Source organism: Xanthomonas sp. SHU 166 (genome assembly GCF_000364685.1).
Taxonomy (GTDB): Bacteria; Pseudomonadota; Gammaproteobacteria; order Xanthomonadales; family Xanthomonadaceae; genus Xanthomonas_A; species Xanthomonas_A sontii.
On the sequence record NZ_AQOJ01000762.1, the window covers coordinates 1 to 5,004 of the forward strand.

General features: G+C 68.1%; 6 protein-coding genes. 3 read left to right on the forward strand and 3 right to left on the reverse strand.

The window, feature by feature from the left end; translation table 11 throughout:
• Window positions 1–253: 253 nt before the first annotated feature.
• Window positions 254–1,603, reverse strand: coding sequence for an Nramp family divalent metal transporter (locus D180_RS17740; RefSeq protein WP_017913854.1), 1,350 nt, complete (start codon window positions 1,601–1,603; stop codon window positions 254–256).
• Window positions 1,604–1,751: 148 nt separating this feature from the next.
• Here D180_RS17740 and mntR point away from each other — a divergent pair, with 148 nt between their 5' ends.
• From mntR to orn, 3 genes are all read left to right on the forward strand, one after another.
• A complete protein-coding gene (gene mntR / locus D180_RS17745; protein WP_026143893.1) occupies window positions 1,752–2,216 on the forward strand; it encodes a manganese-binding transcriptional regulator MntR in 465 nt (154 codons plus the stop codon).
• Window positions 2,213–2,713, forward strand: a complete 501-nt coding sequence (gene tadA, locus D180_RS17750) for a tRNA adenosine(34) deaminase TadA (RefSeq protein WP_017913855.1) — start codon at window positions 2,213–2,215, stop codon at window positions 2,711–2,713. The genes mntR and tadA overlap by 4 nt, the downstream gene beginning before the upstream one ends.
• Window positions 2,714–2,813: 100 nt before the next feature.
• Window positions 2,814–3,386, forward strand: a complete 573-nt coding sequence (gene orn, locus D180_RS17755; RefSeq protein WP_017909493.1) for an oligoribonuclease — start codon at window positions 2,814–2,816, stop codon at window positions 3,384–3,386.
• A 92-nt stretch (window positions 3,387–3,478) separates the two neighbouring features.
• Here the strand turns inward: orn and D180_RS17760 are convergent, their stop codons facing one another.
• A complete protein-coding gene (locus D180_RS17760) occupies window positions 3,479–4,429 on the reverse strand; it encodes a mechanosensitive ion channel family protein (RefSeq protein ID WP_017909494.1) in 951 nt (316 codons plus the stop codon).
• Between the two features lie 5 nt (window positions 4,430–4,434).
• Window positions 4,435–5,004, reverse strand: a 570-nt coding sequence (locus D180_RS17765; protein ID WP_017913856.1) for a putative PEP-binding protein, incomplete at its 5' end; no start/stop codon positions are given.

Consider the following 5,004-nt stretch of genomic DNA (forward strand, 5'->3'; position numbering starts at 1 on the left):
GCAAGTACATCATCGGCGACGGCCACGTCGTGGCCCTCGGCCAGATCACGCTCGAGACCGGCGACGCCGGGACGTCGCGGTTCTCCTACTGCGATGTCTGGCGGTTTCGCGATGGGCGGATGGCGGAACTGGAGGCGTACGTGGTGCCGCTGGCTGCATCCCAGGACAGGTAACGACGCGCATGTGCTCGGACGTCCGTTCGCAGCGCGGCCATCCTGTCCGCGTCTGCGCACGGCGTCGGCAGCGGGATCGCTCAGTGCAACAACGTATCCGCCAGGAGCTTCAGATTGAGCACCACGATCAGCGCGGCGATCGTCCAGGCCAGCCAGGCCAGCCCGCGACGCACCACCAGTGGTCCCATCCGCTGCTTGTCGGTGACGAAGCGCACCAGCGGGATCACCGCAAACGGCAACTGCATCGACAGCACCACCTGGCTCAGCACCAGCAGCTTGGCGGTGCCCTGTTCGCCGTACAGCGAGGTCACCGCGACCACCGGCACGATCGCCAGGCCGCGGGTCAGCAGGCGCCGCGCCCACGGCGGCAGCCGCAGGTGCAAAAAGCCTTCCATCACGATCTGCCCGGCCAGGGTGGCGGTGACGGTGGAATTGATGCCGGAGGCCAGCAGCGCCACCGCGAACAGGGTCGAGGCCAGGCCGACGCCGAGCATCGGCGCGAGCAATTCGTGGGCCTGTTCGATCTCCTGCACGTCGGTGCGGCCGTGCGCATGGAACACCGCGGCGGCCAGGATCAGGATCGCGGCGTTGACGAACAGCGCCAGGCTCAGCGCGATGGTGCTGTCGGCCAGCGCCCAGCGCAGCGCCGAGCGGCGGCCCTGGTCGGTGCGCTCGTAGGCGCGGGTCTGCACGATCGAGGAATGCAGGTACAGGTTGTGCGGCATCACCGTCGCGCCGATGATGCCGATCGCCAGGTACAGCGCGGCCGGATCGGTCACCACCTGCGCACGCGGGATGAAGCCTGACAGCACCTCGCGCAGCGGCGGCGCGGCCAGCACGATCTGCACCAGGAAGCAGGCGAAGATCACCGTCAGCAGGGCGATCACGAACGCCTCCAGCGCGCGGAAGCCGCGGCGCATCAGGAACAGCACCAGCAGCGCGTCGATCGAGGTGATGATCGCGCCGGCGGTGAGCGGGATGCCGAACAGCAGCTTCAGCGCGATCGCGGTACCGATCACCTCGGCCAGGTCGCAGGCGACGATGGCCGCTTCGCAGGCCAGCCACAACAGGAAGTTCACCGGCTTGGAGTAGTGCGCACGGCACGCCTGGGCGAGGTCCAGACCGGTGGCGATGCCCAGGCGCGCGGCCAGCCCCTGCAGCACGATCGCCATGAGGTTGGAGAGCAGGATCACCGACAGCAGCAGGTAGCCGAAGTGCGAGCCGCCGGCGATGTCGGTCGCCCAGTTGCCCGGATCCATGTAGCCGACCGAGACCATGTAGCCGGGCCCGAGGAAGGCCAGGAAGCGGCGCCAGCCCAGGCCGCTGCGCGGCACGGCCACGCTGGCATGCATCGCGCCCAGGCTGGGACGCGCCTCGCCACGACTGGCGTGCGCGGCAGCGGAACTCGGCAGGGGCAGGGGGGCGGCCATGGCAATGACACGTGGGGCGGGGTGCGAACGAGTATATAGCATGTGCTATATGGATTAGCATTGGCAATTCAAATCGCTGCGATAGCCCGGATTTCGGCCAGAATAGGCGGGTGGCCGGCGGGCGCCGGCACAGGACAAGGGCGTTGCGATGCAGAAAAGCGGGAAGTCGATGGCGCCGCCGGCGGTGCTGCTCGACGCCGAAGTGCAGGTCGAAAGCTTCCGCCAGGTGCGCGAGGCGCACCGCCTGGAGCTGATCGAGGACTACGTGGAGTTGATTTCCGACCTGCTCGCCGACGGTGGCGAAGCGCGGCAGGTGGATATCGCCGCGCGCCTGGGCGTGGCCCAGCCGACCGTGGCCAAGATGCTCAAGCGCCTGGTCAAGGGCGGTTGGGTGGTGCAGCGGCCCTACCGCGGCGTGTTCCTGACCGCCGAGGGCGAGGCGCTGGCCGCGGCCAGCCGGCAGCGCCACCAGACCGTGGAGCAGTTCCTGCTGGCCCTGGGCATCGACGCCGACACCGCGCGCCGCGATGCCGAGGGCATCGAGCATCATGTCAGCGAAGCGACGCTGGCGGTCTTCGCCGAGTTCGTGCGCAAGCACGGCGCGTCGCGATGAGCGTCGGCGACGACGCGCAACTGGCGCGCGACGTACATTGGATGCGCCATGCGCTGGCCCTGGCCGAGCGTGCCGAGCGCGAGTTCGACGAGATTCCGGTCGGCGCGGTGCTGGTCTCGGCCGAGGACGAGGTGCTGGGCGAGGGCTGGAACCTCAACATCGCCGAACACGATCCCAGCGCGCATGCCGAGATCGTCGCGCTGCGCCAGGCCGGCCGCCGGCTCGGCAATCACCGCCTGGTCGGCAGCCGCCTGTACGTCACCCTGGAGCCGTGCGCGATGTGCGCGATGGCGGTGGTACATGCGCGGGTGGCGGAACTGGTCTATGCCGCCACCGATCCCAAGACTGGCGCCTGCGGCAGCGTGTTCGACCTGCTCGCCGACCCGCGCCACAACCACCGCGTGCAGGTCCGCGGCGGGGTCCTGGCGGCGGAGGCGAGCACGCGCCTGACCAACTATTTCCGCGCCAAGCGCGGCAAGCCGCCGCTGGGCGCGTGAGCGGCCAGCCCCTGCCGGTTGCGCAGGCCGCGCGGTATCATTGAAGTCTGATACGACACTTCCGCGCCGGCCTCGCCGCCGCGAACGACAGGACGGTGATATGGCGCAAGCGCACGTGGCGAACGATCGGCTGATCTGGATCGATCTGGAAATGACCGGCTTGGATACCGATCGCGATTCGATCATCGAAATCGCCACGGTGGTGACCGACGCGCAACTCAACGTGCTGGCCGAGGGCCCGGAGTTCGCCATCGCCCATCCGCTGCAGACGCTGGAGGCGATGGACGAATGGAACCGCAACCAGCACCGCCACTCCGGCCTGTGGCAGCGCGTGCTCGACAGCCAGGTCACGCTGGCCCAGGCCGAGGCCGAGACCATGGCGTTCCTGACCCAGTGGTGCAAGCCCGGCACCTCGCCGATGTGCGGCAACTCGATCTGCCAGGACCGGCGTTTCCTGCACCGGCAGATGCCGCGGCTGGAGCGGTTCTTCCACTATCGCAACCTGGACGTGTCGACGCTGAAGGAACTGGCGCGGCGCTGGGCGCCGACGGTGTCGGCCGGCCTGACCAAGACCTCCTCGCACACCGCGCTCAGCGACGTGCACGATTCCATCGACGAACTGCGTTACTACCGTCCGTTCATGGGCACGTTGGGCGGGCAGGGCGAGGGCTGATCCGCGATCCAGACGCCGTCGAGGCGCATGCGGGAGATCGCCCGACGATCGTCGGGCGGATGCACAGGCAGCACAGGAAATGACGCCGCCGCTCAGCGCGCCAGCGGCGGTCCCGGCTTGGTTTCGCCGTCGTCGGTGACGCCCTTGGTCAGCAGCTCGGCGATCGGGCGGCCGTCGGCATCGTGGTGGTACACGTGCAGGTCGCGCTGCGGATACGGAATGCTGAGCCCGTTCTCCAGTAGCTGGTTGCGGATCTGCTCCAGCGTGCTGCTCTTGGCCGCGCCGAAATCGCTGTTCTTGGCGTAGCCGAACAGCATCAGGTCCACCGTGCTCTCGCCCAGGTTGGTCACCTGCACGAACGGGGCGGGCGTCTTCAGGATGTTCGGATTGTCCTGGGCGATCTTCAGCAACAGTTCCTGCGCCTTCTTCAGGTCGTCGCCGTAGCCGACGCCGACGGTGATCTCCAGGCGACGGTTGGGCAGGGTGCTGTAGTTGACGATCGGCGCGGTGGTGATGGTGCTGTTGGGCAGGGTCACCATGCGCTCGTCGAAGGTGCGGATGCGGGTCTGGAAGATCCGGATCTCGTCGACCACGCCTTCCTGGCCGGCCACCACCACGTGGTCGCCGTCGCGCATCGGCCGCAGCACGATCAGCATGACCCCGGAGGCGATGTTGGACAGCGAATCCTTCAGCGCCAGGCCCACCGCCAGGCCGGCGGCGCCGAGCACGGCGAACAGCGAGGTCGGCGGCACGCCGATCTTCTGCAGCGCGGTGACCAGCACCAGCACCAGCATCAACGCATAGGCGACGTTGCGCAGGAAATTGCTGAGCGTGGCTTCCACCCTTGCGCGCAGCAGGGCGCTGCGCAGCCATTCGCTCAGGCGCTTGGCGATCCACATCCCGACCACCAGGATCAGGATCGCCACGCCCCAGTTGAGCGCGTACTGCGCCCAGTCCAGCGTCCGCCAGTCGAACGGGCGCGCCGCCCGCGTCGCCGGTGCAGCGGTCGTGGCCGCCGTCAGTGCCGTCAGCCACGACTGCATCGGCATCACCCCTTGCTCTTGAGCTTGGCCAGGCGCAGCCAGGTGTCGACCACGGTGTCGGGGTTCAACGAGACCGATTCGATGCCTTCCTGCATCAGCCACTCGGCCAGGTCCGGGTGATCCGACGGACCCTGGCCGCAGATACCCACGTACTTGCCCTTGGCGCGCGCGGCCTTGATCGCCATCGACAGCATCTTCTTGACCGCCGGATTGCGCTCGTCGAACAGGTGCGCCACGATCGAGGAGTCGCGGTCCAGACCCAGGGTGAGCTGGGTCAGGTCGTTCGAACCGATCGAGAAGCCGTCGAAGATCTCCAGGAATTCCTCGGCCAGCAGCGCGTTCGACGGCACCTCGCACATCATGATGATCTTCAGGCCGTTCTCGCCCTGGCGCAGGCCGTTGCTGGCCAACACCTCGACGACCTTGCGGCCTTCCTCGAGGGTGCGCACGAACGGGATCATGACCCACATGTTGTCCAGGCCCATCTCGTTGCGGACCTTGAGCACCGCCTTGCATTCCAGCGCGAACGCGGCGACGAAGCTCGGATCGACGTAGCGGCTGGCGCCGCGGAAGCC

Bases quoted from the DNA above. Each gene is read 5' to 3' on its own strand.
- D180_RS17740 (WP_017913854.1), bottom strand. From the start codon at position 1,603: ATGGCCGCCCCCCTGCCCCTGCCGAGTTCCGCTGCCGCGCACGCCAGT.
- mntR (WP_026143893.1), top strand. From the start codon at position 1,752: ATGCAGAAAAGCGGGAAGTCGATGGCGCCGCCGGCGGTGCTGCTCGAC.
- tadA (WP_017913855.1), top strand. From the start codon at position 2,213: ATGAGCGTCGGCGACGACGCGCAACTGGCGCGCGACGTACATTGGATG.
- orn (WP_017909493.1), top strand. From the start codon at position 2,814: ATGGCGCAAGCGCACGTGGCGAACGATCGGCTGATCTGGATCGATCTG.
- D180_RS17760 (WP_017909494.1), bottom strand. From the start codon at position 4,429: ATGCAGTCGTGGCTGACGGCACTGACGGCGGCCACGACCGCTGCACCG.